23 protein-coding genes are annotated in these 21,555 nt (G+C 69.7%); 7 read left to right on the top strand and 16 right to left on the bottom strand.

Translation table 11 applies throughout. The features are described from left to right. Nucleotides 1–35: 35 nt before the first annotated feature. Nucleotides 36–2,042, bottom strand: coding sequence for a lytic transglycosylase domain-containing protein (locus JI746_RS14855; protein ID WP_201690516.1), 2,007 nt, complete (start codon nucleotides 2,040–2,042; stop codon nucleotides 36–38). 9 nt (nucleotides 2,043–2,051) lie between these two features. Here JI746_RS14855 and JI746_RS14850 point away from each other — a divergent pair, with 9 nt between their 5' ends. Next, nucleotides 2,052–2,654 carry a 5-formyltetrahydrofolate cyclo-ligase gene (locus JI746_RS14850; RefSeq protein ID WP_201690515.1) on the top strand — a complete coding sequence of 201 codons (603 nt, stop codon included), beginning with the start codon at nucleotides 2,052–2,054 and terminating at the stop codon, nucleotides 2,652–2,654. A 133-nt stretch (nucleotides 2,655–2,787) separates the two neighbouring features. Here the strand turns inward: JI746_RS14850 and JI746_RS14845 are convergent, their stop codons facing one another. Then, on the bottom strand, nucleotides 2,788–3,771 hold the full coding sequence (locus JI746_RS14845) for a LysR substrate-binding domain-containing protein (RefSeq protein WP_201690514.1): 984 nt from the start codon (nucleotides 3,769–3,771) through the stop codon (nucleotides 2,788–2,790). 136 nt (nucleotides 3,772–3,907) lie between these two features. Here JI746_RS14845 and JI746_RS14840 point away from each other — a divergent pair, with 136 nt between their 5' ends. From JI746_RS14840 to JI746_RS14825, 4 genes are all read left to right on the top strand, one after another. Beyond that, a complete protein-coding gene (locus tag JI746_RS14840) occupies nucleotides 3,908–4,402 on the top strand; it encodes a DUF2917 domain-containing protein (protein WP_201690513.1) in 495 nt (164 codons plus the stop codon). Between the two features lie 40 nt (nucleotides 4,403–4,442). Next, a complete protein-coding gene (locus JI746_RS14835; RefSeq protein WP_201690512.1) occupies nucleotides 4,443–4,988 on the top strand; it encodes a gluconokinase in 546 nt (181 codons plus the stop codon). Nucleotides 4,989–5,015: 27 nt separating this feature from the next. After that, the gene (locus JI746_RS14830) at nucleotides 5,016–6,005 is read left to right on the top strand and encodes an MBL fold metallo-hydrolase (RefSeq protein WP_201690510.1); all 990 of its coding nucleotides are present in this window, start codon (nucleotides 5,016–5,018) and stop codon (nucleotides 6,003–6,005) included. Between the two features lie 248 nt (nucleotides 6,006–6,253). Next, complete coding sequence (locus JI746_RS14825) at nucleotides 6,254–6,559, top strand: hypothetical protein (RefSeq protein ID WP_201690508.1); 306 nt, start codon at nucleotides 6,254–6,256, stop codon at nucleotides 6,557–6,559. Nucleotides 6,560–6,595: 36 nt separating this feature from the next. Here the strand turns inward: JI746_RS14825 and JI746_RS14820 are convergent, their stop codons facing one another. After that, nucleotides 6,596–7,741 (bottom strand): MFS transporter, encoded by a 1,146-nt coding sequence (locus tag JI746_RS14820; RefSeq protein ID WP_201690506.1) that lies wholly within the window; start codon nucleotides 7,739–7,741, stop codon nucleotides 6,596–6,598. After that, entirely contained in the window at nucleotides 7,738–8,616 is an 879-nt protein-coding gene (locus JI746_RS14815; RefSeq protein ID WP_201690504.1) for a DUF6279 family lipoprotein, read from the bottom strand. Before JI746_RS14815 ends, JI746_RS14820 begins: the two co-directional genes overlap by 4 nt. Nucleotides 8,617–8,634: 18 nt before the next feature. Here JI746_RS14815 and glmU point away from each other — a divergent pair, with 18 nt between their 5' ends. Then, the gene (gene glmU, locus JI746_RS14810) at nucleotides 8,635–10,035 is read left to right on the top strand and encodes a bifunctional UDP-N-acetylglucosamine diphosphorylase/glucosamine-1-phosphate N-acetyltransferase GlmU (protein ID WP_201690502.1); all 1,401 of its coding nucleotides are present in this window, start codon (nucleotides 8,635–8,637) and stop codon (nucleotides 10,033–10,035) included. A gap of 276 nt (nucleotides 10,036–10,311) precedes the next feature. Here glmU and JI746_RS14805 read toward each other — a convergent pair whose 3' ends face one another. The 3 genes from JI746_RS14805 to JI746_RS14795 all read right to left on the bottom strand — a co-directional run bounded on the left by JI746_RS14805 (nucleotide 10,312) and on the right by JI746_RS14795 (nucleotide 12,108). Continuing rightward, nucleotides 10,312–11,292: a M23 family metallopeptidase gene (locus JI746_RS14805; protein WP_201690500.1), complete on the bottom strand. Its 981-nt coding sequence runs from the start codon at nucleotides 11,290–11,292 to the stop codon at nucleotides 10,312–10,314. Nucleotides 11,293–11,308: 16 nt separating this feature from the next. Further along, complete coding sequence (locus JI746_RS14800) at nucleotides 11,309–11,524, bottom strand: hypothetical protein (RefSeq protein ID WP_201690499.1); 216 nt, start codon at nucleotides 11,522–11,524, stop codon at nucleotides 11,309–11,311. Nucleotides 11,525–11,616: 92 nt separating this feature from the next. After that, nucleotides 11,617–12,108: an Lrp/AsnC family transcriptional regulator gene (locus JI746_RS14795; protein ID WP_201690991.1), complete on the bottom strand. Its 492-nt coding sequence runs from the start codon at nucleotides 12,106–12,108 to the stop codon at nucleotides 11,617–11,619. A 135-nt stretch (nucleotides 12,109–12,243) separates the two neighbouring features. On the opposite strand from JI746_RS14795, the gene glmS reads away from it, so the two are divergent. Further along, nucleotides 12,244–14,088, top strand: a complete 1,845-nt coding sequence (gene glmS, locus JI746_RS14790) for a glutamine--fructose-6-phosphate transaminase (isomerizing) (protein ID WP_201690498.1) — start codon at nucleotides 12,244–12,246, stop codon at nucleotides 14,086–14,088. 57 nt (nucleotides 14,089–14,145) lie between these two features. Here glmS and JI746_RS14785 read toward each other — a convergent pair whose 3' ends face one another. Genes JI746_RS14785 through JI746_RS14745 form a run of 9 tightly spaced genes read right to left on the bottom strand, consistent with a single transcriptional unit; the run spans nucleotide 14,146 to nucleotide 21,490 of the window. Beyond that, entirely contained in the window at nucleotides 14,146–15,465 is a 1,320-nt protein-coding gene (locus tag JI746_RS14785) for a PQQ-dependent sugar dehydrogenase (RefSeq protein WP_201690497.1), read from the bottom strand. A 4-nt stretch (nucleotides 15,466–15,469) separates the two neighbouring features. After that, nucleotides 15,470–16,381 (bottom strand): amidohydrolase family protein, encoded by a 912-nt coding sequence (locus tag JI746_RS14780; protein ID WP_201690496.1) that lies wholly within the window; start codon nucleotides 16,379–16,381, stop codon nucleotides 15,470–15,472. Between the two features lie 4 nt (nucleotides 16,382–16,385). Then, nucleotides 16,386–17,192, bottom strand: a complete 807-nt coding sequence (locus JI746_RS14775; RefSeq protein ID WP_201690495.1) for a transporter substrate-binding domain-containing protein — start codon at nucleotides 17,190–17,192, stop codon at nucleotides 16,386–16,388. 32 nt (nucleotides 17,193–17,224) lie between these two features. Further along, nucleotides 17,225–17,950: an amino acid ABC transporter ATP-binding protein gene (locus JI746_RS14770; protein ID WP_201690494.1), complete on the bottom strand. Its 726-nt coding sequence runs from the start codon at nucleotides 17,948–17,950 to the stop codon at nucleotides 17,225–17,227. Then, the gene (locus tag JI746_RS14765) at nucleotides 17,947–18,618 is read right to left on the bottom strand and encodes an amino acid ABC transporter permease (RefSeq protein ID WP_201690492.1); all 672 of its coding nucleotides are present in this window, start codon (nucleotides 18,616–18,618) and stop codon (nucleotides 17,947–17,949) included. Before JI746_RS14765 ends, JI746_RS14770 begins: the two co-directional genes overlap by 4 nt. Beyond that, the gene (locus JI746_RS14760) at nucleotides 18,615–19,298 is read right to left on the bottom strand and encodes an amino acid ABC transporter permease (protein WP_201690490.1); all 684 of its coding nucleotides are present in this window, start codon (nucleotides 19,296–19,298) and stop codon (nucleotides 18,615–18,617) included. Before JI746_RS14760 ends, JI746_RS14765 begins: the two co-directional genes overlap by 4 nt. Further along, complete coding sequence (gene rbsK, locus JI746_RS14755; RefSeq protein WP_201690489.1) at nucleotides 19,295–20,218, bottom strand: ribokinase; 924 nt, start codon at nucleotides 20,216–20,218, stop codon at nucleotides 19,295–19,297. The genes JI746_RS14760 and rbsK overlap by 4 nt, the downstream gene beginning before the upstream one ends. Beyond that, nucleotides 20,215–20,985 carry a FadR/GntR family transcriptional regulator gene (locus JI746_RS14750; RefSeq protein WP_201690488.1) on the bottom strand — a complete coding sequence of 257 codons (771 nt, stop codon included), beginning with the start codon at nucleotides 20,983–20,985 and terminating at the stop codon, nucleotides 20,215–20,217. Before JI746_RS14750 ends, rbsK begins: the two co-directional genes overlap by 4 nt. A gap of 13 nt (nucleotides 20,986–20,998) precedes the next feature. After that, nucleotides 20,999–21,490, bottom strand: coding sequence for an RpiB/LacA/LacB family sugar-phosphate isomerase (locus tag JI746_RS14745; RefSeq protein WP_201690487.1), 492 nt, complete (start codon nucleotides 21,488–21,490; stop codon nucleotides 20,999–21,001). Nucleotides 21,491–21,555: the final 65 nt, after the last annotated feature.

Raw genomic sequence — 21,555 nt, 5'->3', positions numbered from 1 at the left:
TTGCAGCGCTGTCGACCGCCAGCCGACGGAACCCCTCAGGGCAGTTCCCGGTTCGGCTCGGGCTGGGCGGTGTCGCGCGGACCGATCGTGCCCAGCCGCGCCTTGAGCGACTGCGGCTGGCCGGAAAGCAGCGCGGCATAGAAGGTGGCGTTGGAGACCACCTTCTTCACGTAGTCCCGCGTCTCCGTGAAGGGCACCGTCTCGGCCCAGGCCGCGCCTTCCAGCCAGGGCCCGTTGCGCCAGTTGCGCGGGCGGCTCGGGCCGGCGTTGTAGGCGGCCGCGGCCAGGGGCATCGAGCCGCCGAAGTCGTCGAGCACCAGCTTGAGGTAGCCGGTGCCGATCGCGATGTTGGTATCGCGGTCGTGCAGCTGGTCGGGGTTGAAGCCGCGCAGGCCCAGCTTGTTGGCCGTCCAGCGGGCGGTGGCCGGCATCACCTGCATCAGGCCCGAGGCGCCGACGCCGGAGCGGGCGTTGGTGACGAAGCGGCTTTCCTGCCGGATCAGCCCGTAGACGTAGGCGGGATCGAGGTTGATCTCCTGGCTGCGCTTGACCACCGCGTCGCGGAAGGGCGTCGGATAGCGCTGGTCGACGTCGAACTCGCCCCGCGTGCGCTCGCTGGTGTTGATGCAGCGGTCCCATACCTCGCGGTCGCAGGCGTACTGCGCCGCGGCCAGCAGCTCGCGGTCGCCCAGGCCGCCGGACTGGTGCAGGTTGGTGGTGTAGTTCCACTCGCGCGTGCCTTCGGGGCGCAGCCCGATGCCGATCGCGTACAGGGCGCGGTTCAGGCCCGGATCGTTGCGGGCGGCCTTCTTCTCGTCCTCGGTGATGGGCGCCGGCTTGGCCGGCAGCACCACCTTCTGCCCCAGTTCCTCCAGCGCGAGCTGTTCGTAGAAGCCCTTGGGGGAGGCGATGCCGGCCAGCAGCTTCTGCGCTTCGGCGCGGTGGTTGTCGCCGCGGCCGGTGGCCAGCAGTGCGCGGGCGCGCCAGTACGTCCAGGCCGGGTCCGCCTTGCTGGCATCCGACATCGCATCGACGGCTTCCAGCACGTTCTTCCAGGCGATGCCCTTGGGCGCGCGCAGCGCGGCGCGCACCTTCCACTGCAGCAGTTCGTCGCTCAGGTGGCTGTCGCGTTGCACGCGCGCGTAGTAGCCGTCGGCGTTCGGGTCGAGGCGGAACGCCGCCTGGTGGCCGATCACGCCCCAGACCCAGTCGCGTTCCTCCGGGCTCATCTGCGGGCCCCACTTGTTTTCGAGCTGCGCGGCGGCGTGGTCGATGTCGCTGGTGGCCAGCTTGATCAGCGCGAGCCCGACCAGCTCGCGCCGGCTGCGGGAGATCGCCGTGACCTTGCTCAGGAGGAACTTCGACGGCGCGGCGTTGACCTCGTTCAGCAGCTTCACGGTATCGGGGGTGGAGGCGATCTCCACCGCCGCCGCCACGGCGCGCGGCCGGTTCGCTTCCATGGACTGGCGGGCCTTGCGCCAGGCGTCCGCCCTGGTCAGCTTGCGGCCGCCGTGACCTGTCTCGATCAGGTGGGCGGCCGCGGTGGTGCAGCCGTCGTCGGCGTCGCGCTGCGCGAGCCACAGCTTGCGCACTTCCTCCGCCACCGCCGGCGGCGTGTTGGCGCCGTCGCGCAGGGCTTCGGTGAGCAGGGCATAGCAGCGCACCTCGCGGTCGTCGCGCATGCGGTACTTGGGGAATTCCTGCGCGAACAGGTCCCACTGGCGGCGCTGGCCCAGCAGCAGCAGCCAGTCGTTGCGCAGGCGGTCTTCCTGGTAGGTGCCGGCCAGGCGGGCGAGCGTCTGCTGGATTTCGGCCGGATTGGCGGTATCGAGCCGGTTGCGCAGCTCCCAGTACAGCGCCCAGGGTTCCAGGACGTGGCCCTGGGCCTGGGGCAGCAACTGGGCCAGGGTGGCCTTGTTGCCCTGGGCGAAGGCCCGCTGCATGTCGAGCAGGACCTCGTCGCGGGCCTGGTTCTGGGGCTGGGCCTGGACGCAGGCCACGAGGACGATGGCAAGGGATGCCAGAATCGTCTTCAACTTCATCGGGAAATTATGGACAGGTCGGAACAAAAAAGGGCCTTGCGACAGCAGTTGATCGAGCAACGCCTGAACATGCCGGATCGCCTACACCGCGCGGAACTTCTCCAGCGCGTGATGCGGATCTGGCTCGTGGGACGGCCCGACGCCATCATCGGGGCTTACTGGCCGATCAAGGGCGAATTCGACCCCCTTCCGGCGCTGCACCGATGGAAGGAAGACGGCGAACTGCTGGACGAACCGCAGATGCGCCGCATTGCCCTCCCGGTGATGGACAAGGCCACTAGGACCCTGAAATTCCACTCCTGGTTCCCGGGCTGCCCGATGGAAGAAGATGCGTTCGGCATCCCCAAACCCAAGGACACGGAAATCGTGCAGCCCACGCTGCTGTTCGTGCCGTGCGTCGGCTACGGGGTGGGCGGCTACCGGCTGGGCTACGGCGGCGGGTTCTACGACCGCACCCTGGCTCAGCTGCAGCCCCGCCCCTTCACCGTGGGCCTGGGCTTCGCCGCCGGCTTCCTCCCGGACCTGGAACCCGAAGCCCACGACGTGGCCCTCGACGCCATGCTCAACGAACTGGGGGTGGTCTGGCCGATTTCACTGGGGGACGAGGATTAGAAAACCGGACAGCCGACAACCGAACGCAAAGGACGCGAAGGTTCCGCAAAGAACGCAAAGAAGACCTTGAAGGAGTTCCTTTTGCGACCTTTGCGGAACCTTTGCGCCCTTTGCGTTCGGTTGTCCGCCTTCCTCAATCCATCTGATCGACCGTATCCGGGTCCGGCACCTCGCCGATCGTCTGGCGGGTGATGCGGCTCTGGACCATCAGCCATTCGCAGAAGGCGCGGATCTCCGGCCGCTGGGCGCTGCGCGGGCCCACGATCAGCCAGTAGGCCATCGGGGACTCCATGCGCATCTTCGGCAAGGGCTCCACCAGGTCGCCGTTGGCCAGGCTTTCGGCCACCAGCGGCAGGCGCGCCAGCACCACGCCCTGGCCGGTCAGGGCCGCCTGCACCATCTGGTAGGCGTAGTTGAAATAGAGCCAGCGCTGCGGCTGCAGCTTGTGCAGGCCGTGCTCGTCGAACCAGCGGCGCCACGTCAGCCACGCCAGGTGCGTGTGGTGCGCGTCGCCGGCCTCGATCAGCGCGAACTGCGCCACGTCCGCGGGCTTGAGCAGCGGCGGGCCCGCCTTGAGCAGCCACGGGCTCACCACCGGCGTGAGCTGCTCGCCGAACAGGCGGATCGCCTCCGGCGGCATGTTCGCCTTCGGGCCGTAGCGCAGGGCGAGGTCGACGTCGGCGATTTCCAGGTCCACCTTGCTGTCGCTGGCGTCGATCCGGATGTCGATGCCGGGGTGGTCGCGCTGGAACTGCTCGAGCCGCGGGATCATCCACATCGACGCGAAGGAGGCGAAGGTGGTCACCGAGACCGCGCGTCGCCCCGCACTCTGGCGGATCTGCCGCACGGCGCCGTCGATGCGCGGCAGCGACTGCGATACCGCCGTCAGCAGCTGCGTGCCCGCGCTCGTGAGTTCCACGGCACGCGTGTGGCGCAGGAACAGGCTCACGCCCACCTCCTGCTCGAGGGACTGGATCTGGCGGCTGACGGCCGACTGGGTGAGCGCCATCTCTTCCGCGGCGGCGCGGAAGTTCAGGTGCCGGGCCACGGCCTCGAAGGCGCGCAGGTGGCCGGCGGAAATCGGGCGGGTGCGCAGGTGGGTCTGCGAGTGCTGCATGGCGGCTTCGGCGGATTGATGCGGGAAACGAATCAAAAGCGTAGCCGGATTTCATTGGACCGCCAAGGGGGCGTGCAGGATCATGCCATTCCGAAAAGCCATCGCCGCCCGACTGCGGCGCCCACCGGAGCCGACCATGACCGACCGCACCGCCACCACGCTCTCCGCCGCGACCGCCCCCACGCTGCCGGGCACCTGGAAGCTGCCCCGCGGCCGCGCGGTCACCTTGCGGCCGGCGTCCGACGGCATCCTGCGCGTCGCCCACGGGCGCCTCTGGGCCACCAAGGACGGCCCCCACGGCGGCACGCCCTTCGATGCCGGCGACCACGTGCTGGAGGTCGGCCGCTCCATGGTCGTGCGCGCCGGCGAGCGCGTCGTGATCGAGGCCTGGATGCCGGCCGGCGCTTCCTACTTTGCCTGGGATCCGCTGGTCGAGACGGCGACGGTGGCCGTGCGCCGCCGGCGGATCAACTTCTCGGCCGTGCGGCAACCACTGGCGGACCTGCGGCTCGCCTCGGCGATGCTGCTGCGGGCGCTGGCCAGCCTGGGCACGGGGCTGGTGCAGGTGGCGTCGCAGGCCGTGCACGTTCGCGGCAGCGGGCACCTGCCGCGGCGCGGCGCGACCGTCTGAGCGCACCCGCAACCCGGCGGCGGTGTCTATCATCGCCGCCATGCCCGACGCTTCCTCTCCCGTTGCCGCATCCCCGCTGCACCTCGTGGTGATGGGGGTCGCCGGCTGCGGCAAGTCGGTCGTCGCGCAGCAGCTTTCCGAACGGCTGGCGCTGCCGCTGGTCGAGGGCGACGACTTCCATCCCGCCAGCGACATCGACAAGATGCGCGCGGGCGAGCGCCTCACCGCCGAAGACCGCGCCGCCTGGCTGCGGCAGCTCGCGCAGGAACTGCAGGCGCGCCCCCGCGGCGCGGTGCTGTCCTGCTCCGCGCTGCGGCGGGGCGATCGCGAACTGCTGCGTGCCGGTGCCCGCCGGCTGCACTTCCTGCAACTGGCGCTCACGCCGCACCAGGCGCTGGAGCGCGTGTCCGCGCGCACCGATCATTTCTATCCGCCCAGCCTGGTGGCGGGGGACTTCGAGGCGCTGGAAGATCCTGCGCGCGAGCCGCTCGTGCACGTGGCGGATGCGACGCTGCACGTCGACCGCATCGTCGAGGCGGCGCTGCGCTGGCTGGAGTCTCCGGCCCTGGCGCCGAGCGGCGCATGACGCAGCGCGCGCCCTAGAATGCCCGCCATGACCAAGGCATTCGCGAGCCAGGCCGACCTGGCGGACAAGAAGATCACCTTCGAGCAACTGTCGCCGCACTGCTGGGCCTACACCGCCGAAGGCGACCCGAATTCCGGCGTGATCATCGGCGACCAGTTCATCCTGGTCAGCGACGCCACCGCCACGCCGGCCATGGCGCGCGACCTGATCGCGCACATCCGCAGCGTGAGCGACAAGCCGATCAAGTACGTGCTGCTCACGCACTACCACGCGGTGCGGGTGCTCGGCGCCAGCGCCTATTTCGACGAGGGCGCGACGGAGATCATCGCCAGCCAGGGCACCTACGAGCTGATCGTGGAGCGCGGCAAGGAAGACATGCAGTCGGAGATGGACCGCTTCCCGCGCCTGTTCCGCAACGCCGAGTCGGTGCCGGGCCTGACTTGGCCGACGATGGTGATCGGCGGGGGCGACCCGACCCGCGGGGAGAAGCCGGGCAAGCTCACGCTCGACCTGGGTGGCGTGAAGGTGCAGATCTGGTCGCCGGGCTGGGGCCATACGCGCGGCGACACGATCGCCTGGGTCGAGTCCGAGAAGGTGCTGTTCTCGGGTGACCTGGTCGAATACAACGCCGGCGTCTACACCGGCGACGCCCACCTGGAGGAGTGGCCGGCGACGCTGGAGGCGCTGCGGGCGCTGGGCGCCGAGGCGCTGGTGCCCGGTCGCGGCGAGGCGCTCAAGGGCGCGGAGGGCGTGACGCGCGGCCTGGACTACACCAGGCAGTGGGTCGAGACGCTCTATCGCTGCGCGAAGGAAGCGGCGGCCGCCAACATGGACCTGAAGGCCACGATGGCGCACACGCGCAAGGCGATGGACCCGGTGTTCGGCAACGTGTTCATCTACGAGCATTGCCTGCCCTTCGACGTGAGCCGGGCGTACGACGAGGCGCGCGGTTTGAAGAATCCGCGGGTGTGGACGGCGGAGCGGGACAAGGAGATGTGGGCGTCGCTGCAGGCGTGAGTGCGCTGGGGTGCGCTGCGCCTGCATTGCTGGGGTTCGCGCTGGCGCGGCTCACCGCCAGCCTACGCGTGGCGCGCATCCTTGTAGGCTGGCGGTGAGCCGCGTAGCGCGCGAACCCCAGCGATCGAGCCGCCTGTAGTCCCGCGACTACACCACCCCCCTCTCCCCACCCACACCCCCGCTCCCGGTGCCTTCCTAAGCTGGACAGGCGGCAAGCATCCATGCCGCGTCCAAGAGGAGCACCGTCCATGCCGAACGACAAGTCCGCCCCCCGCAGCCTGCAGCAGCAACCCCAACGCGACAGCGACCCGCAGCAGCAGCGCGCCGGCGACACCGATTTCCAGTCCCGCGGCCAGGCCCAGCAGGGTGGCCAGGTCGAGGGCGAGGGCAGCTACAGCGCTTCCCGCGACTACCAGAAGAACATCAAGGGCTACCTGGACAAGGCCGACGTGCAGGCCGACGCCGAAGCGGCCAAGCCGCGCTCGGAATCCGAAGCGCGCGAGCTGGAACAGGCCGAGCGCGAGGGCAAGTCGCACTCCAAGGGCGAGCACTGACGCAGGCGCCGCAGGCCTTCATGCGGGTGGCGGGCGTCAGGCCTCGGCGCTGACCGCCCGCCGGGCGGCCGCAAGCGCCGCCAGCGCCAGCAATGCCAGCACGAGGGCGAGGCCCGGAGCGCCGCCACCCTGCAGGGCCGAGCCGCTGGCCACGGGCCCCAGCGTTCCTCCCCACGTGTAGCCGCTGATCATCGCGGCGGCGCCGCCGGCGGTGGCGCGGCCGGCGAAGGCGTGCGCCACCTGCACCATGGTGAGCGTGTACAGCGCACCCCCCACGCCGCCCCACACCAGGCCGCAGGCCCACAGCAGCCAGGGCGCCTGGTCCGCGAATCCCATCGCGATGCTCGCCAGCAGCAGCAGCAGCGCCGCCCCCGTGAACACGCGCCGCAGCGCGAAGCGGTCCGCCGCCCAGCCGGCGGGGTACTGGAACAGGAAGCTGCCGAAGCCGATGGCGCCCGCCACCGTGGTGGCACTGCGCAGGCTCAGGCCCGAGGCCGATGCATGCGCCGCGCCCACGGCGCCCAGGCCCGCCTCGAACACCCCGCCGCAGAACGCGAGCAGCGCCAGCCAGGGCACGGTGCGGAAAGCGTGCAGCGTCCCGGTGTGCGGCCGGGCCACGGCGTGCGGCTCGTGGGCCGGCGCCGTGACGGCGAGCAGCAGGCAGCCCGCCACCATCGCCACGGCCAGCCACAAGACCGTGGGCGCCTGCAGCCGCAGCACGCCCGGCAGGAAGGGCCCGACCGCCAGCGCGGCGCCGAGCGAGGTCTGGTACAGCCCCATCACGCGGCCGCGCATCTCGGGCGGCGCTTCCTCGGCGAGCAGCGCCTCGGTGGTGTTCCACAGCGCCGCCGCGCCGATGCCGATCACGACCGACGACAGCGCCCACACCGCGAGGCTGTCCGAGAGCGCATATCCGACGATCCCCGCGAGCTGCAGCACCGCGCCGGCGCGGTAGCAGGCGATCGTGCCCCAGCGCAGCAGGACGCGCGGCATCAGCGGGATCAGCAGGCCGACCATCAGGAAGGGCAGCATCGAGAAGGTGCCGATGAAGGCCGTGCCGTGCCCTGCCTGCTGCAGCAGCACGGCCAGCACGGGCCCCACCATGGCGGATGCGGTGACGATCAGCGTGGTCGCCGCGCCCAGCCGCCACAGCAGCGCCAGGCGCGAGGCGGCGGCCGTCACGGCTGCTGCTCGGACAGGTCGCGCAGGTCGCGTTGCCAGGCGCGCAGCCGCCGCACGGCCTGCTCGCGCTGCGCCGGCGTGGTGACCTGGTGCACCGCCGCGAAGGTGGCGCAGCCTTCCTGCAGCAGCGCCTCCTGGTAGGCGCGGTAGGCCGGGTCCGCGGGTCGCTCCAGCCGGTCGAACCAGCCACGCAGCTGCGCGCCGCCCTCCGCGGCCGGCAGGCCCTGCGACACGCGCGTCATGATCTGCAGCAGGTCCTGCTGGCGCGCCTGCCAGCGGGCCAGCATGCGGTTCGGGTCCCAGCTGGTGGCGGCGAGGCGCTGCCGCAGCACCTGGCGCTGCGGCGCCTCGAGCGTGCCGTAGATGGACTCCATGCGGTCCAGCGTCTGCTCGTAGCGCCTGGCGAGCTGCTCCTCGGGCGGCAGCGCGATCCATTCCTTGCGGAAGCGCTCGTTGTTGCTGCGGAACTTGCGCGCGACGTGGCGCAGCTGGGGCTGCCTGAGCGTGGCGGCCAGCGCCACCGCCGAGGGCTCCATCTGCCGCGCGACGGCCTGCAGCCGCGCCTGCACCTCCTGCACCACGCTGCAGGCCTGCTGCGGCGTGATGTCGCTGCCGGCCATCTGCTCCATGCGCGCCAGCAGCTCGGCCAGGCGGGGCAGCTCGTTGCGCCGATGCCAGGCGTGCAGGGCGGCGATGGCGTCGCGTACGCGCGGTTCCTGGTCGTCGCTGAAGTCCGCATAACCGTCGAGCCACCACCACGCCAGGTGCGGCACGTTCATGTAGCCCAGCTTGATGGTGCTGCAGGCGGACAGCGCCAGCGCGAGGCCGAGCGCAAGGATAATTCCGCCGATGCGGGTGGGAACCAGCCAGTTCATGGACACGAAGGGTACCGAATGAAAGCAGTCGACGTGGTGGTCATGGCCGCCGGCAAGGGGACGCGGATGAAAAGCCGCACGCCCAAGGTATTGCACAAGCTGGGGGGCCGCCCCCTCATCGCGCACGTGATCGAGACCGCGCAGGCGCTCGACGCGCGCCGCACGATCGTGATCACGGGCCACGGCGCCGAGGGCGTCGAAGCCTGGCTGCGCGAGTCCGCCACCGCCGCCGGTCGGCCGGTGCCCGACTTCGTGCGCCAGGAGCCGCAACTGGGCACCGGCCACGCCGTGCAGCAGGTGGTGCCGGTGCTGCCCGATGACGGCATCGCGCTGATCCTCAATGGCGACGTGCCGCTGGTGCGGCCGGAAACGCTGCAGGCGCTGGTGGACAAGTGCGGCGGCGAGCGGCTCGCGCTGCTGACGATCGAGATGGCGGATCCCATCGGCTACGGCCGCATCGTGCGCTCCGGCGACGCCGTGCAGGCGATCGTGGAACACAAGGACGCGAGCCACGCGCAGCGCGCCATCCGCGAGGTCTACACCGGCTTCATGGCCGTGCCTTCGCAGCGCCTCAAGGACTGGCTGGCGCGCCTGACCAACGACAACGCCCAGGGCGAGTACTACCTGACCGACGTCGTGCAGCTGGCGGTGCAGGATGGCTGCCCGGTGGTGGCGGCGCACGCCGCGGAGCCCGTGGAGGTCGAGGGCGTCAACAGCCCGCTGCAGCTCGCGCAACTCGAACGGGCCTACCAGCTGCGCCAGGCGCGGGCCCTGATGGAGCAGGGCGTGCGGCTCGCGGACCCGGCGCGCTTCGACGTGCGTGGCCGGCTCACCTGCGGGCAGGACGTGGAGATCGACGTCAACTGCGTGTTCGAAGGCGACGTGGTCCTGGGCGACAACGTGCGCATCGGCCCCAACTGCGTGATCGCCAACGCCCGCATCGCGGCCGGCGCGGTGCTGCAGGCCTACACGCACATCGACGGCGAAAGCGCCGGGGTGGAGATCGGCGAGGGCGCCCTGATCGGGCCGTTCGCGCGGCTGCGGCCCGGCGCCAGGCTCGGCCCGGAGGTGCACATCGGCAACTTCGTCGAGGTGAAGAATTCGACCCTGGCGCGCGGCGCCAAGGCGAACCACCTGGCCTATCTGGGCGACTCGGTCGTCGGCGAGCGGGTGAACTACGGCGCCGGCAGCATCACGGCCAACTACGACGGCGCCAACAAGCACCGCACCGTGATCGAGGCGGACGTGCACGTGGGCAGCAACTGCGTGCTGGTCGCGCCGGTGACCATCGCGGCCGGCGGCACCGTCGGTGCCGGATCGGTGGTGAACCGGAACACGGAGGCCGGTGTGCTCACGGTCGCACGGGCGCGGCAGGTGAGCATCACGAACTGGTCGCGGCCGAAGAAGGCGCCGAAGTAGGCGCCGGGTACGCCGCTGGGCCCGCCGCACGGCGCAGCGCTGCGTCACGGCCTTCTCGGAGGTCGATCGCCGGACCATCCCGCCGCGCAGGCGCAGGACGGGTTTGTCCGCCTCCGGAAGTCAAGGAGGAGGCGCGGGCGCGGCATCAGCCAAGGCCCGTGCTCTCAACCGCGCCGGGGGACATGGAGTGTGGCGGACAAATCCGTCCTGTGCCGGACCGGGGGCCATCAGCGCAGCGCGGCACACACCGCACCAGCGCCGATCGCTAGCACTGAGCTAGAGCGAGAAGGCGAAGTTCCGGGCCAGCACCTCCTGGCCGTCGCGGCGCACGACGTACTCGCCGCGGTACTGGCCCCTGGGCCAGCCGGTGGCGGGCCGGCGCACGCCGGCGAACACCATGCTCTGGGCCTGGTCGCGCGGCAGCGGCTGCGCCGTGCTGGAGGCAAGCACGGCCCCGTCCGGTGCCTTCAGGGTGATGGTCTGCACGTCCCCGGCCTTCAGGCCGATGGCCCGCGCGTAGGCCAGGAGGGCCGCGGATTGCGGGGTGGGCAGCTCCGGCCCTTCATCGATGGCCTCGATGGCGAGCGCTCGGGCGGAGAAGCCGGTGTTCAGCACCGAGCGCGCCTTGTACGCGAGCGCCTCGCGCAACGCGGGCTGCCAGAGGCTCTGGCCCGGCTGGCAGGTGCCCGGCGGCGCGCCATGGGCGAAGGGGTCGACGAGCGACCGGCCTCGTCGTACCGTGAAGTGCAGGTGCGGGTATTCCGTGCGGCCGGAGAGGCCGACGCGGCCGAGGACATGGCCCGCGCTCACCCGCTGGCCGACGCGCACGGCGATGCTGCCCCGGGCCAGGTGGCAGTACTGCGTCTCGAAGCCGGCCTCGTGGCGCAGGACCACGCCGTTGCCGCATTCGCGACCTTCGACGGCGGACGTCCCGGTGGCGCGGACGGAGACATCCGCGACGCCGTCGCGCAGGCGCGCGACTTCGCCGTCGGCCGCCGCCAGCACGGCGACGCCTTCACGCTGGCGGGCGAGATCCGGCAGGCGGAAATCGACGCCGTCGTGGCCCTGGTAGCTGCGCGAGCCGCACTGGTAGTCCCGCGCGCCGGGGCCCGGATCGCGGTCCACGTAGTTCTGGATCTCGCAGTCGACACCCGGCCGGCACTGGATCGGCAGCGCCAGGCTCAGGGCTTGCGGCAGCGCCGGGACGGGCAGGAAGACCAGCAGCAGGCCCCGCAGGACGGCCGCCGGCCAGCGCATCGGCTGCTTCTTTCGCTCAGCCGACGAGCTGCCCGAGCGCGAACACGGAAATGGGGATGCGCCCGGCGAGTTGGTGGGCGGTCTGCTCCATCCAGCTTCGCTTCTTCTGCTCCTCGAGCAGCGCGAGGCGCTCTTTTTCCTGTTCCTTGGGGCTGAGGACTTCGGCGTCCTCGGGACTGACCTGGATCGCGGCAAGCTCCTCGGCGAGGGCGGCCTTGTTGTGCACTGGCATTTGCCCGATTGTGCCCGGGCCGGCGGATGGATGCACCTCCCAAGGCCGAAGTCCGACGCGGGGCACGGGAAACTCCGCCGCGACCTCGGCCCCTAGGCCCGGCGCGGCACCGGGATCCGAGGCCGGAATTTCGCCCGCTTGACCGAGAAGAAGGCCTTCACGTTGCGCACGTTGGCGTCGCTGGTGAACAGCCGCTGGGCCAGCGCCAGGTAGTCCGGCATGTCGCGCGCGTGCACGATCAGGATGAAATCCGGGCCCGGGGAGACGCGGTAGCACTGCTGCACGGCCTCGTCGGCGATCACGCGCTGTTCGAAGGCCTCCTGTTCGGCGCTGCCCTGGCGATCGAGCGAGACCTCCACCACCGCTTCCAGCCCGTGCCCCAGGGTGGCGGCAAGGCGCTCCGGGTTCAGGATCGCCATCTCGCGCTCGATCAGCCCGGCTTCGCGCAGGCGCTTCACCCGCCGCAGGCAGGTGGCCGGGGAGATGTGGACCTTGGCGGCGAGGTCCTGGTTGCTCAGGGAGCTGTCGCTTTGAAGCTGCTCGAGCAGGGCCAAATCGATGGCATCGGCGTCGAATGATTCCAGAGCGGCGGCCAAGATGAAATGTTATTTCTATGTGGGAAGTAAATGCAATTGTATTGCAGGATGAACGAGAGATAGCACGCATATTGCACGCAGCTCCGCCTAAAGTCGCCCAATCGAATCCAAGAAGGTGGTCCCATGTGCGGCATCGTCGGCGCGGTCTCCGCGCGCAACATCGTCCCGATCCTGGTCCAGGGCCTGCAGCGGCTCGAGTACCGCGGCTATGACTCCTGCGGCGTCGCCGTCTACGCGGACGGCCTGAAGCGCGCCCGCAGCACCGCCCGCGTGGCCGAACTGGCCGAGCAGGTCGCGGGCGAGCACATCCAGGGCGGCACCGGCATCGCGCATACCCGCTGGGCGACGCACGGCGCGCCGGCGGTGCACAACGCGCACCCCCACTTCAGCCACGGCCCCGGCGATGCCGCCGCGGCCGCGCCGGGGCGCGTCGCCATCGTGCACAACGGGATCATCGAGAACCACGACGAGTTGCGCGCGGCGCTGAAGGCCAGGGGCTACCGCTTCAACAGCCAGACCGACACCGAGGTGATCGTCCACCTGATCGACAGCCTCTACGAAGGCGACCTGTTCGAAGCCGTGAAGGCGGCAGTGCACCAGTTGCATGGCGCGTACGCCATCGCCGCCTTCTGCAAGGACGAACCGCACCGCGTGGTCGGCGCGCGCGCCGGTTCGCCGCTGGTGCTGGGCGTGGGCAAGGACGAGAATTTCCTTGCCAGCGATGCGATGGCGCTGGCCGGCGTGACCGACCAGATCGTGTACCTGGACGAGGGCGACGTCGTCGACCTGCAACTCGGTCGCTACTGGATCGTGGACAGGAACCACAAGCCGGTGCAGCGGCCGGTGAAGACCGTGCACGCGCACAGCGGCGCGGCGGAACTGGGGCCGTACCGCCACTTCATGCAGAAGGAGATCTTCGAGCAGCCGCGCGCCATTTCCGACACGCTGGAAGGCGTGGAGCAGATCATGCCGGAGCTGTTCGGCGACAAGGCGCTGTCGGTTTTCAAGCAGATCGACCGCGTGCTGATCCTCGCCTGCGGTACCAGCTACTACAGCGGCTGCACGGCGAAGTACTGGCTCGAAGGCATCGCGTGCATCCCCACGCAGGTCGAGATCGCCAGCGAATACCGCTACCGCGAGAGCGTGCCCGACCCGCGCACGCTCATCGTCACCATCAGCCAGTCGGGCGAGACGGCCGACACGCTGGCCGCCCTGCGCCATGCGCGCGAGCTGGGCATGGAGCAATCGCTGACGGTGTGCAACGTCGCCACGTCCGCGATGGTGCGCGAATGCAAGCTCGCCTACATCACGCGCGCGGGCGTGGAGATCGGCGTGGCATCCACCAAGGCCTTCACGACGCAGCTCGCAGGCCTGTTCCTGCTCACGCTCACGCTGGCGCAACTGCGCGGCCACCTGACGGAGACCGAGGAGGCGCAGCACCTGAAGGCGATGCGGCACCTGCCGTCCGCCTTGTCCGCGGTGCTGGCGCTGGAGCCGCAGATCATCGGCTGGGCCGAGCACTTCGCCACCAAGGAGCACGCACTGTTCCTCGGACGCGGCATGCACTACCCGATCGCGCTCGAAGGCGCGTTGAAGCTCAAGGAGATCAGCTACATCCACGCCGAGGCCTATCCCGCCGGCGAGCTGAAGCACGGCCCGCTGGCGCTGGTGACCAGCGAGATGCCGGTCGTGACCGTGGCCCCCAACGACGCCCTGCTGGAGAAGCTCAAGTCCAACATGCAGGAAGTGCGCGCGCGCGGCGGCTTGCTGTACGTGCTGGCCGATGCCGACAGCAAGATCGAGAGCAGCGAGGGCGTGAACGTGATCCGCATGCCGGAGCACTACGGCACGCTCAGCCCGCTGCTGCACGTGGTGCCGCTGCAGTTGCTGGCGTATCACACGGCGTGCGCGCGGGGGACGGATGTGGACAAGCCGAGGAATCTTGCGAAGAGCGTTACCGTGGAATGATGGGCGGGGTCTGGGATCATTCATTTGACGGCGTGTTCCGTCGCCGCGACGGACTTTCTATCCCCTCCCGATCCGCCAGATCACGTCTCCCACATCGTCAGCCACCAGCAGCGACTTCCCGTCCGGCCCGATCGCCACACCCACGGGACGGCCGTAGGATTCGGTTTCGTCGGGCGCGAGGAAGCCGGTCAGGATGTCGCGTGGAGCTTCGCCGCTGGGGCGGCCATTGGCGAAGGGGACGAACACCACGCGGTAGCCGCTGAGGACGCTGCGGTTCCACGAGCCGTGCTGGCCGATGACCATCCCGTCCTGGTCGAAGCCGGGCAGCGTCCCGCGCGGCATCCAGCACAGGCCGAGCGAGGCGGTATGCCCGCCCAGCGCATAGTCCGGCGTGATCGCCTGCGCCACGCGCGCGGTGTCCTGCGGCTGCACGCGATCGTCCACGGTGCGGCCCCAGTAGCAATACGGCCAGCCGTAGAAGCCGCCTTCGCGCACGGAAGTCAGGTAGTCGGGAGGCGTTTCGTCGCCCAGGCCGTCGCGTTCGTTCACCACGGTCCACAGCTCGCCAGTGTCCGGGTGCCAGGCCATGCCCACCGGGTTGCGCAGGCCGTGGGCAAAGGTGCGCTGGCCGCCGCTCGCCAGGTCCAGTTCGACGATGCAGGCGCGACCTTCCTCGACCTCGAAGCCGAGGTCGCCGATGTTGGTGAGCGATCCCACGCCGACGTAGAGGCGGCTCCCGTCGGGTGCGGCCAGCAGGCTGCGCGTCCAGTGCCCACCGGACTTGAACTTCGCGAGCGGGCGACTGGGAGCTTCGATGCGCGTCGTGCCCGGCGTGTACGGGAATGCAAGCACGCCATCCGTGTTGCCGACGTAGAACGTTCTGTCGACCAGCGCCATGCCGAAGGGTTGACGCAAGCCTTGCAGCAGCGTGTCGCGGGTTTCCGCGACGCCGTCGCCGTCGGCGTCGCGCAGCAGGGTGATCCGGTTCGGGCTGGTGCCGATGGCGGCGGCACGCCGCATCGTTTCGATCCTCGCCCAGTCGAACACCGTCCGCGGGGCGCCGGGTTCCAGGAGGGCCTCCGCGACGGTGACGTCGCCATTCGGCAGTACGTGGATCCAGCGCGGATGCTTCAGTCCCGCCGCGAACGCGTTCACCGCCAGTCCAGGCGCCGCGACAGGCGTCTGCCCTGCCGCCCAGCCGCGCGCGGTCGGCATCTTCAGCGTCGGCACCGCGCCCTGGGGCCGCCCCGGCGGTATGTGCGGAGCGCCGCCCACCGCCGGCGGCGGCAGGGCGCCTTGCGTCCGGCGCCGCCACACCAGGGCTGCTTCGCCGACCAGGGCCACGCCGCGGGCGAAGAGGCTCGTGCGTCCACTCATCGTTTTATCCTTGTTGTTGTTCGATGCGCTGCGCCGGGATCCGATAGATGCGCCGCGCATTCTCCACGAACAGCTGCGCTCGTTCCTGCGCACTGAAATCGGCGACGTACGTGGCGAAGTTCTCGAAGATGCTCTGGAACGGCGCGCACAGGCTGTCGACCGGGTAGTTGCTGCCGAACATGCAGCGGTCCACGCCGAACAGCTCGATCACCTCGCACACGATGCGGCGGTTGGCGTCCGGTCGCCAGCGGTAGCCCGCCTCGCCGATGCCGCTGATCTTGATCGCGACATTGGGCTGCGCGGCCACTGCGGCCAGTGCCGTGCGCCAGGCACGCAAGCCTTCCTCGCTGCGGTCGGACGGCATGCCGGCATGGTTGATGACGATGCGAGTGTCCGGGAAGTCCGTGGCCACGCGCACCGCTTCGTGCAGGTGCCAGAACGGTGTCTGCAGTTCATAGTGCAGGCCCAGGGGCTGCAGCCGCGCGTAGCCTTGCAGCCACGCGGCGTCCGTCATGCCGCCCGGGGGACCGCCTGGAGCCGCGTTGGCGCGCGGCTTCTGGCGAATGCCGCGCACGAAGGCGAAGGCGGCGAGCTGCTCCAGCGTGCTGGCCGCATCCGGCTGGTGCAGCCAGGCCTGCCCGATGGCGACGGAGGGCAGGTCGCACTGTTGCCGCAGCGAAGCGATGAAGCGCATCTCGCCCACCGGATCCTTCGGGTCCCAGTCGGCCTCCACGTGCACGCTGCCGAGGAGGTTCACGCCCGCCGTGTCGCGCGCGTAGTCCGCCGGCAGGTACGGCCGTTTCAGTGCCGCGTGGTCACCGTAGCGATGCGGGGGAAAGCCCGCATCGTTCAGCCACGGGTAGTAGTGCGCCTGCGGGTCGTAGAAGTGGTGGTGGGTGTCGATCAGGGCCAGCATGGCCTTACTTGGCGGCGACCCACTTCTCGACGACGTCCTTCGGAATGTCGGTTCCGTGGTACTTCTTGAAGATCTCGTTCAGCTTGCCGTTGGCATGGTTCTTCTTGACCCAGTCGTTCACCCAGGCCAGCAGCTTCGGGTCGTCCTTGCGCACGCCGATGCCGAGGTCGTTGAGGCGCAGCACGAACTTCTGTTCCAGCTGGCGCTGCGGCGCTTTCTCCTGCATGGTCTTGAACAGCGCGCTGGACGTGCCGACCAGGTCGGCCTGGCCGGTCACCACCGCCGTGATCACGCCTGCGTCATCGTCGTAGCGGACCACGTTGGCGCCCTTCGCGTTCTCCGTCAGGTCCTTGTCCTGCGTCGTGCTGCGGTTGACTGCGACGCTCTTGCCTGCCAGGTCCGCCATGCTCTTCACGTTGAGGCTCTTCACGCCGCCCACCAGGGAGATCTGCGGCGCGTACGGAATCGAGTAGTCGACGACCTTGGCGCGTTCGGGGGTCCAGGCCAGCGTGGAGATGATGAGGTCGGCCTTGCCGGTCTGCAGGTTCGGGATGCGGGTGGCGCCCACGGTGGGCACCACTTCGAGCGCAACGCCGAGGTCCTTGGCCAGCAGCACGGCCACGTCGTAGTCCGAGCCCGTCGGCTTCATGTTCGCGTCGGTCATGCCCGAAGGCGGCACCGCCAGGTCGATCGACACGCGGATCTTCCTGGCCGCGCGGATGTTGTCGAGCGTGTCGGCGTGGGCGCTGAAGAACGCAGTGGACAGGGTGGCCAGCAGCAATGCGCGGCGGAACAGGCTCTCGGGGCTCATGATGTCTCCAGTGGTTGGCGGGAAGGGAACTCTCAGAGGCCGGAGCCGAGGAACTGCTGCAGTTCCGCCGTCTCCGGCCGGTCGAACATGCCGGGGCCGCCTTGTTCCCACACGCGGCCCTTGTGCATGAACAGGGTGGTGGTGGCGACATTGCGGGCGAAGGACATCTCGTGCGTCACCAGCACCATGGTCATCCCGCCGGCGGCCAGGTCGGCCATCACCTTGAGGACCTCGCCGGTGAGCTGCGGGTCCAGGGCCGATGTCACTTCGTCGAACAGCATGACCTGCGGCTCCATCGCGAGCGAGCGGGCGATGGCCACGCGCTGTTGCTGCCCGCCCGAAAGCTGTTCCGGGTAGCTGCCGGCCTTGTCGGACAGGCCCACCTGCGCCAGCACGCGCTCGGTCAGCTCCTTCGCCTCGGCGCGCGTCTTGCCCTTGCTGTGCCGCGGCGCCAGCGCGATGTTCTCGGCGGCCGTGAGGTGCGGGAACAGGTTGTAGCTCTGGAACACGATGCCGACGTCCAGGCGCAGCTGGCGCAAGTCCAGCCCGGGATCGCTCACCTCGTGGCCGCAGACCCGGATGCGGCCCTGGTCGATGCGCTCCAGCCGGTCGATGCAGCGCAGCGCCGTGCTCTTGCCGGAGCCGCTGCGGCCGATGATGGCGAACACCTCGCCCTTGTTCACGCTGAAGCTCACGCCATCGAGCACCTTCAGCGCACCGAAACTCTTGTGCACGTTCTCCAGGGTGATCACGCTCATGCCGTCGCAACCTCCACGCGATGCGCCACCAGCAGGCGGCGTTCGAGCTGCCGGCTCCACCACGACAGCGGGAAGCAAAGAAGGAAATACAGACCGGCGACGAGCATGTAGACCAGGAAGGGTTCGAAAAGGGAGTTGTTCACCACCTGGCCGGCGCGGGCCAGTTCGACGAAGCCGACCACCGAGGCGAGCGAAGTGTTCTTGACGATCTGCACCATGAAGCCGACGGTGGGCGGCGTGGCGATCCGCAAGGCCTGCGGCAGCACGACGAGCCGCATGCGCTGCGCGCGAGACAGCGCGAGGCACTCGGCGGCTTCCCACTGCGTGCGCGGCACGGCCTGGATGCAGCCGCGCCAGATCTCCCCGATGTACGCGCTGACGTAGATCGTCATTGCCAGGCCCGCCGCCACCAGGGCGGGCAGGCTCAGGCCGACGATGCTCAGGCCGAAGTAGGCGAGGAACATCAGGATCAGCAGGGGCGTGCCTTGCACCAGCTGCACGTAGCCGGTGGACAGCCAGCGCAGTGAGCGCATCGGCGAGATGCGGCACAGGGCCACGAGGAAACCGCCCACTCCCCCGCCGACGAACGCCATGAGCGAAAGCACCAGGGTCCAGCCGGCCCCCTGCAACAGGAACACGAAGTGGTTCGCGTTGAAGGCGTTGTTCACAGCGGCGTGCCCAGCTTGCGGCGGCGCGTGAACAGCGCCTGGCCGGCGGCCCAGAAGGCGCCGCGCATCAGGAGCGACAGCAGCAGGTAGAACACCGCCACCACGCCATAGGTTTCGAAGGAGCGGAAGGTGTCCGACTGCACGCGGTTGGCGATGGCCGTCAGCTCCTCGGCCGAGATCTGCGAGGTGATGGAAGTGGCCAGCATGAGCAGCACGAACTGGCTGGTGAGCGCGGGATACACGCGTTCCATCGCCGGCCGCAGGATCACGTGCCAGTAGATCTGCGCGCGCGAGAGCGCCAGGCACTCGGCGGCCTCGATCTGGCTGCGGTGGATCGACTCGATGCCCGCGCGCATGATCTCGGTGGTGTAGGCGCCGATGTTGATGACCATCGCCAGCACGGCGGCGACGAAGGCGGGAACCTTCAGGCCGATGCTGGCAAACCCGAAATACACCAGGAAGATCTGCACCAGCAGGGGCGTGTTGCGGATCGCCTCGACGTAGATCCCGCAGGAGCGCGCCACGGCCCGGTTCTGGCTGCCGCGGCCGATGGCGCACAGCGTTCCGATCAGCAGGCCGAGCAGCGTGGCGGCCACCGACAACCTGACGGTGAGCCAGGCGCCGTGCAGGAACAGCGGCCATTGCGCCAGCACGCTGCTGAAATCGAACTTGTAGGTCATGGGCAGGCCAGGGCGGAAGGGCTTGCCGCCTGCTGCACATCCCCCAGCTCGTGGAGGCGGGGGATCGATGCCTGGGCGCCGGCGCGGGTGACGCACAGCGTGGCCGCCTGGATCCCATGCATCACGGCGGCGTCGGTCGATTGCCCGGCCACCCGCGCGGCGCACATTGCGCCGATGAAGGTGTCGCCCGCGGCCGTGGTGTCGACCACCTTCACCGCCAGCGCGGGAAAGTGGCGGCAGCCGGCATCATCCGCGACGACCACGCCCTGGCTGCCGAGCGTCACGATGGCCGTCGATGGCCCCCGCCGGCGAAGCGAGTACGCAGCCGCCGCCGCACTGGCAGGGTCGTGCACCGGACGGCCGGAAAGCTCCGCGGCCTCGATCTCGTTCATCACGAGGAGGTCGATGAGGGACCAGAGTTCGTCGGGAAGCTGGCACACGGGCGCCGGGTTCATCACCACGGTCGCTCCCCTGGCGCGCATGATCCTGGCCGCGGCCACGACTTCGGCCATCGGCACCTCGCACTGCAGGAGCAGGTATTGCCCGTCGAGGGATTCGGGATCTGCCTTCAACGCGTCGTTGGCGCCGGGCACGATCGTGATGCGGTTCTCACCCGCTTCGTCGACCATCACGACGGCCACGCCGGTGCTTCCTTCGACGCTCCGGACGTTCGCGACGGCGATGCCGTCTTCGGCCAGTGCATTGCGCAGCGTCTTGCCGAAGTCATCCGCGCCGACGCAACCCACCATCGCGACGCGAGCGCCCTGGCGAGCGCAGGCGACCGCCTGGTTCGCGCCCTTGCCGCCGGGATTGGTGAAGAACGACAGCCCCTGGAGCGTCTCGCCTCCGATGGGGGCGCGCGGCACCCGGACCACGAGGTCCATGTTCATGCTGCCGAAGACGACGATTTCAGGAGTCATGCCCGCTGGGTGCTGCGTTTGGCGGCGCGCTTCGGCGCAGGCGCCGCCCCGGCATCCTCGCGCAGGTTGGCGCCGATCTCGAAGTGTTCCAGCAGCAGCGCATCCGCTTCACCCGGATTCCGGCGGCGGATCGCCATCAGCACGGACTCGTGATGGTCGATGAGGTAGGCGTCCACCTGCGGGACGCTGGCGATCACCTTGCGGCGTTCCAGGTGCGATTCCTGGAGCAGCTTGGCGACGGCCGCATAGACGCTGGAGAGTGCCGGCGAGTGTGCGGCCTCCACGATCATCGAGTGGAAGTGGAAGTCCGCTGCACCGCCTTGCGCGGGGTCGTCGATCGTGTCCTTGATCGCCTGCAGGGCCTGCGACAACCTGTCCAGGTCCGGCGCGAGGGCGCGCGTGCATGCCAGCCGGATCGCCTGGCGTTCGATGGCGATGCGGGCTTGCATCACGTCGTCCACCGCGCCCGCCTGCTGGGCGAGGACGAGGCTGAAGTAATCCGCCAGCGCCGTGAAGTCCGGCTCGCGGACCACCGTTCCATAGCCGCGCCGGATCTCCACCGCTCCCAGCGTGGACAGCGCCGTCAGGGCTTCGCGGATGACCGGCCGGCTGACGCCGAGCGCGCTGGCGAGGTCGCGTTCCGGCAGCAGCCGGTCGCCGGCCTTCACGCGGCCCGACATCAATTCGCCCCGCAGGAACGACAGCACGCGGTCGAAGCCGTCCTCCTTGGCCTCGGTTCCATGCGTGATCTTGATCGGCTTGGTCATCGCGGGAAGCGGCTCACCCCTGCTGGGTCCCCTGCATCAAGGATCGCGCGGCTTCCCTCTCCAGGTCGCCGAGCTTCTCGACGCGACGGCGGAAATGTTCCTCCGTGCTGAATTCGGAGGCGAGGAAGGTCTCGATGACGTCACGGGCGACCTGCGGCCCGATGATCCAGGCGCCGATGCACATCACGTTGACGTCGTCGTGTTCGACGGCCTGGCGTGCCACGAACGTGTCGTGGCAGACCGCGGCGCGGATGCCCGGTATCTTGTTGGCCGCGATGCAGGCGCCCGCGCCGGTGCCGCAGACGAGGATCACGCGCTTGACCTTGCCCTCGCGAATGAGGTTGATCGCCTGGCGCGTGACATCAGGGAAGTCCACCGGCGATTCCGAGTTGGCCCCGACGTCGATGACCTGGTCGCAGTGCTGCGCCAGGACGCCCTTGACGAATCCCTTCAGCAGGAATCCGGCGTGGTCGTTCGCCAGGCCGACCGCCGGCCAGCGTGGCACCGCGATTGCGTGGGGTGAGCGTGATTCGTCTCTGGACATGGGGTGCCTCTCGCGACATGCTGCAG

Source organism: Ramlibacter alkalitolerans (assembly GCF_016722765.1).
GTDB lineage: Bacteria > Pseudomonadota > Gammaproteobacteria > Burkholderiales > Burkholderiaceae_C > Ramlibacter > Ramlibacter alkalitolerans.
Note: the sequence above shows the minus strand (reverse complement) of the source record. Positions and strands in the feature narration are given on the sequence as shown.

Excerpts from the sequence above, each read along its gene's own strand:
- JI746_RS14815 (WP_201690504.1), bottom strand. The coding sequence starts at position 8,616 with ATGAACTGGCTGGTTCCCACCCGCATCGGCGGAATTATCCTTGCGCTC.
- JI746_RS14850 (WP_201690515.1), top strand. The coding sequence starts at position 2,052 with ATGGACAGGTCGGAACAAAAAAGGGCCTTGCGACAGCAGTTGATCGAG.
- JI746_RS14825 (WP_201690508.1), top strand. The coding sequence starts at position 6,254 with ATGCCGAACGACAAGTCCGCCCCCCGCAGCCTGCAGCAGCAACCCCAA.
- JI746_RS14835 (WP_201690512.1), top strand. The coding sequence starts at position 4,443 with ATGCCCGACGCTTCCTCTCCCGTTGCCGCATCCCCGCTGCACCTCGTG.
- JI746_RS14845 (WP_201690514.1), bottom strand. The coding sequence starts at position 3,771 with ATGCAGCACTCGCAGACCCACCTGCGCACCCGCCCGATTTCCGCCGGC.
- JI746_RS14855 (WP_201690516.1), bottom strand. The coding sequence starts at position 2,042 with ATGAAGTTGAAGACGATTCTGGCATCCCTTGCCATCGTCCTCGTGGCC.
- glmU (WP_201690502.1), top strand. The coding sequence starts at position 8,635 with ATGAAAGCAGTCGACGTGGTGGTCATGGCCGCCGGCAAGGGGACGCGG.
- JI746_RS14775 (WP_201690495.1), bottom strand. The coding sequence starts at position 17,192 with ATGAGCCCCGAGAGCCTGTTCCGCCGCGCATTGCTGCTGGCCACCCTG.
- JI746_RS14770 (WP_201690494.1), bottom strand. The coding sequence starts at position 17,950 with ATGAGCGTGATCACCCTGGAGAACGTGCACAAGAGTTTCGGTGCGCTG.
- JI746_RS14760 (WP_201690490.1), bottom strand. The coding sequence starts at position 19,298 with ATGACCTACAAGTTCGATTTCAGCAGCGTGCTGGCGCAATGGCCGCTG.
- JI746_RS14830 (WP_201690510.1), top strand. The coding sequence starts at position 5,016 with ATGACCAAGGCATTCGCGAGCCAGGCCGACCTGGCGGACAAGAAGATC.
- JI746_RS14780 (WP_201690496.1), bottom strand. The coding sequence starts at position 16,381 with ATGCTGGCCCTGATCGACACCCACCACCACTTCTACGACCCGCAGGCG.
- JI746_RS14805 (WP_201690500.1), bottom strand. The coding sequence starts at position 11,292 with ATGCGCTGGCCGGCGGCCGTCCTGCGGGGCCTGCTGCTGGTCTTCCTG.
- JI746_RS14800 (WP_201690499.1), bottom strand. The coding sequence starts at position 11,524 with ATGCCAGTGCACAACAAGGCCGCCCTCGCCGAGGAGCTTGCCGCGATC.
- rbsK (WP_201690489.1), bottom strand. The coding sequence starts at position 20,218 with ATGACTCCTGAAATCGTCGTCTTCGGCAGCATGAACATGGACCTCGTG.
- glmS (WP_201690498.1), top strand. The coding sequence starts at position 12,244 with ATGTGCGGCATCGTCGGCGCGGTCTCCGCGCGCAACATCGTCCCGATC.
- JI746_RS14785 (WP_201690497.1), bottom strand. The coding sequence starts at position 15,465 with ATGAGTGGACGCACGAGCCTCTTCGCCCGCGGCGTGGCCCTGGTCGGC.
- JI746_RS14750 (WP_201690488.1), bottom strand. The coding sequence starts at position 20,985 with ATGACCAAGCCGATCAAGATCACGCATGGAACCGAGGCCAAGGAGGAC.
- JI746_RS14840 (WP_201690513.1), top strand. The coding sequence starts at position 3,908 with ATGACCGACCGCACCGCCACCACGCTCTCCGCCGCGACCGCCCCCACG.